Annotated in this window: 4 protein-coding genes, 1 tRNA gene and 1 pseudogene; 4 read left to right on the top strand and 2 right to left on the bottom strand. The window is 68.4% G+C overall.

The window, feature by feature from the left end; translation table 11 throughout:
• The 3 genes from hemB to BGN95_RS11445 form a co-directional block, all read left to right on the top strand.
• The coding region (gene hemB / locus BGN95_RS11455; protein ID WP_286772658.1) for a porphobilinogen synthase at positions 1–663 on the top strand (663 nt) is incomplete at its 5' end.
• A complete protein-coding gene (locus BGN95_RS11450) occupies positions 660–1181 on the top strand; it encodes a GNAT family N-acetyltransferase (RefSeq protein WP_265269219.1) in 522 nt (173 codons plus the stop codon). The genes hemB and BGN95_RS11450, both read left to right, overlap by 4 nt.
• Positions 1178–1705 (top strand): GNAT family N-acetyltransferase, encoded by a 528-nt coding sequence (locus BGN95_RS11445; RefSeq protein WP_286772657.1) that lies wholly within the window; start codon positions 1178–1180, stop codon positions 1703–1705. Before BGN95_RS11450 ends, BGN95_RS11445 begins: the two co-directional genes overlap by 4 nt.
• A 115-nt stretch (positions 1706–1820) precedes the next feature.
• Here BGN95_RS11445 and BGN95_RS11440 read toward each other — a convergent pair whose 3' ends face one another.
• On the bottom strand, positions 1821–2318 hold the full coding sequence (locus BGN95_RS11440; RefSeq protein ID WP_286772656.1) for a hypothetical protein: 498 nt from the start codon (positions 2316–2318) through the stop codon (positions 1821–1823).
• Positions 2319–2402: 84 nt separating this feature from the next.
• On the opposite strand from BGN95_RS11440, the gene BGN95_RS11435 reads away from it, so the two are divergent.
• Positions 2403–2479, top strand: a tRNA-Arg gene (locus BGN95_RS11435).
• A 104-nt stretch (positions 2480–2583) separates the two neighbouring features.
• On the opposite strand, the pseudogene BGN95_RS11430 reads toward BGN95_RS11435, so the two are convergent.
• Positions 2584–3267, bottom strand: a pseudogene (locus BGN95_RS11430) (bifunctional lysylphosphatidylglycerol flippase/synthetase MprF); the annotation flags it as partial.

The following is a 3267-nucleotide window of genomic DNA, read 5'->3' as shown; positions in this document are numbered from 1 at the left end:
AAACAGGCGGTGCCCGAGGTCGGCATCCTCACCGATGTCGCGCTCGATCCCTATACCGCGCACGGGCATGACGGGCTGGTCGACGATGCCGGCTATGTCCTCAACGACGCGACGGTCGAGGTGCTGGTCGGTCAGTCGCTCAACCAGGCGGCGGCGGGGGCGGACATCATCGCGCCCTCGGACATGATGGACGGCCGCATCGGCACGATCCGCGACGCGCTCGAAGCCGCGGGGCATATCAACGTCCAGATCATGGCCTATGCCGCCAAATATGCCAGCGCCTTCTACGGCCCGTTCCGCGATGCAGTCGGCAGCCGCGGGCTGCTCAAGGGTGACAAGAAGACCTATCAGATGGATCACGCCAATGCCGATGAGGCGCTGCGCGAGGTGGCGATGGACCTCGCCGAGGGCGCGGACAGCGTGATGGTCAAGCCGGGCCTGCCCTATCTCGATATCATCCGGCAGGTGAAGGATGCATTCGGCGTTCCGGTGTTCGCCTATCAGGTGTCGGGCGAATATGCGATGATCGAGGCGGCGGCCGCCGCCGGCGCGGGCGATCGCGACGCGTTGGTGCTCGAAACGCTCACGGCCTTCCGCCGCGCAGGCTGCTCCGGCGTGCTGACCTATCATGCGGTGCATGCCGCGCGGCTGCTCGGCGCATGATCGAGACCGAACGCCTGATCCTGCGCGCGCCCGAGCCGCGTGACCGCGCGCCGCTCCACGCGATGTGGGCCGATCCGCGCGTGATGGCCGATCTCGGCCCGGTCAAGACCGCTGCCGACAGCGACGCCGCGCTCGCGCGCCACGCCTCCTACGCTCCGCTTGGTTTCTTCGCGGTCGAGCGGCGCGAAGACGGCGCGACGATCGGCTTCTGCGGGCTCAAGCCCGGTGCGCCCAACACCCCGATCGAGAATATGCTCGAGGTCGGCTGGATGCTCGGGGTGCCCTATTGGGGCGCCGGCTATGCGCGCGAAGCGGCGGCGGCGAGCATCGCCTGGGGCTGGGCGACGCGCGATGATTCGGCGATCGTCGCGATCACCGCGCGGCGCAACGCCAAGAGCCGCGGGCTGATGGAACGGCTCGGGATGCATTATGTCCCGGCGCTCGATTTCCTCCACCCGCTGTATGCGGTGGAGAATCCGCTGTCCGACACCGTGACCTACCGGATCGACCGCCCGTGATCGAAACCCCGCGCCTGATCCTTCGCCGCTGGCGCGAGGCCGATGCCGAGCCATTTTTCGCGATGGGGCAGGATGCCGAGGTGATGCGCTATCTCGGCCCGCCGATGTCGCGCGCGGATTGCGCGGCGACGGTCGTGCGGCAGAATGCGCTGGCCGACAGCTACGGCTCGTGCTTCTGGGCGATCGAGCGGCGCGCCGACGGCGCCTTCATCGGCTTCTGCGGGATCAAGCAGGGGTCGGAGGGCACGCCGATCGCGGGGCAGCCCGAGATCGGCTGGCGCCTCGCGCGCGAAGCGTGGGGGCAGGGCTATGCGCGCGAGGCGGCGCAGGCATCGCTCGATCGCGGCTGGTCGACGCAGGACTGGCCCGAGGTGGCCGCGATCACCGTCCCCGCTAATACGCAGAGCTGGGGGCTGATGATTCGCCTCGGCATGACGCGCGACCCCGACGGAGATTTCGATCACCCCGTACTGGCGCCGGGCGATCCGCTGCGTCGACATTTGACCTACCGAATCGCGCGATAACGCAAATCGTCTTGTGCTCCCGCGAAGGCGGGAGCCCAGTCTGGGTCCGCGCCTTGGGTTTCCATCAAAGTAATATTTTGATGGGGGCCCTTCGCGGCGACACAAGCAGGCTAACCTAATCCGCCGGCGCAAGGCGTCGTTGGATTGCAGCGATTCGCGCGGTGGAGGTGTCGACCGCCTGTTGCGCCGCCTGAACCGCCTCGTCGAGCGCGGGATAGGGCGCGACGAGCGCCTGTGCGCGATCGGACGCGAGTTGCTCCAGTTCGGCCAACACGTCGACCTGCCGCGCGCGGGCCGCGTCGAGATCGGCAAGCGCGGTCTGCGCGTCGAGCCATTTGTCGCTGCCCGCCGCGGCGCCGCTGGCGGCGGCCGCCAGCTGTTCGGCGCGGGTCGCGGCAGTGGCGAAGGTGGCGGCGGCCTCGCTCAGTCGCGTGCGCGCGGCGGCGATTCGCGAATCGAGTTCGGGATCGGCGGCGGCAACCGGCGGCGGCGGCGCGGGCGGCTCGCGGAAATCGAGCTGCTCGCCGGCACGCGGCAACAGCGACGGAAAGTCATGCTCAACACATCCGCACAGCGTCAGCGCCAGAACGAGCAGGGGGAAATGAGGCTTCATCGCCCCCGCGATGTACGAAGTGAGAAAAGTGCACGCAATGCTCTTGCGCAACCTGAAACCCCCTTCTATGAGGCCACCTCCCAGGCGCCCGTAGCTCAGCTGGATAGAGCATCAGACTACGAATCTGAGGGTCGGACGTTCGAATCGTTCCGGGCGCGCCACTTATTCCTGATTTGATATCAGAAGGTTGGGCGGGGTCGCGTAAGGCGGCCCCGCCCAATCTTGTTTTCGGCTGGTCGAGCGTGCGGCATGCGCCGCTCGGTGATCAGTTGGGCAGCGTCTCGAGCTGCGCGGGCGCGGGATCGTAGCCGGCCGGCGTGGTGGCGGGGCGCAGCCAGCCGATCTCGTGGAGCAGGAACAGGACCAGCCCCACCGCCAGCGGAATCAGATAATAGACCACGCGATAGACCAGCAGCGCCGCGAACAATGTCGCGCGGTCGATTCGCGGTAACGCGACCAGCATCACCGTTTCGAACACCCCGACCCCGCCCGGCGCGTGCGCGAGCAGCCCCGAGACGAACGCCACGACATAGCCGAGCAGCAATTCGGGGAACGCCGAGAGCGACAGCCCCGGGACGAGCACGAACAAAGCCGCGGTCGCCAGCGCGATATCGAGCGCGGCAAGCGCGAACTGGAGGAGCGCCAGCCGCACCGTCGGTAGCACCAAGGTCCAGCCGAACAGCTTGAGCGACCGCCCCGCGGCGCGATGCAGGACGGCCAGCGTCACGGCGATGCCGCCGAGCACCAGCGCGCCGGTCATCACGCGCGCGGCGGGGCTGATCTCCAGCGCGCCGATCGTCAACGCGCCGGGCCGGAGGATCAGCCCGATGCCGAGCAGCAGGAAGACCCCGCACCAGAAGGTGACCCCGGCGATGATCATGATCTGCGCCACTTCGCCCAGCGTGAAGCCGGCGTGGCGATAGACGCGCCAGCGCGCGGTGCCCCCGGT

The sequence above is a fragment of the Sphingomonas sp. 66-10 genome (assembly GCF_001897045.1).
Classification (GTDB): Bacteria; Pseudomonadota; Alphaproteobacteria; order Sphingomonadales; family Sphingomonadaceae; genus Sphingomonas; species Sphingomonas lycopersici.
Note: the sequence above shows the minus strand (reverse complement) of the source record. Positions and strands in the feature narration are given on the sequence as shown.

What these genes read in the sequence shown, in the direction of transcription:
- BGN95_RS11450 (WP_265269219.1), top strand. Translation starts at nt 660, where the DNA reads ATGATCGAGACCGAACGCCTGATCCTGCGCGCGCCCGAGCCGCGTGAC.
- BGN95_RS11440 (WP_286772656.1), bottom strand. Translation starts at nt 2,318, where the DNA reads ATGAAGCCTCATTTCCCCCTGCTCGTTCTGGCGCTGACGCTGTGCGGA.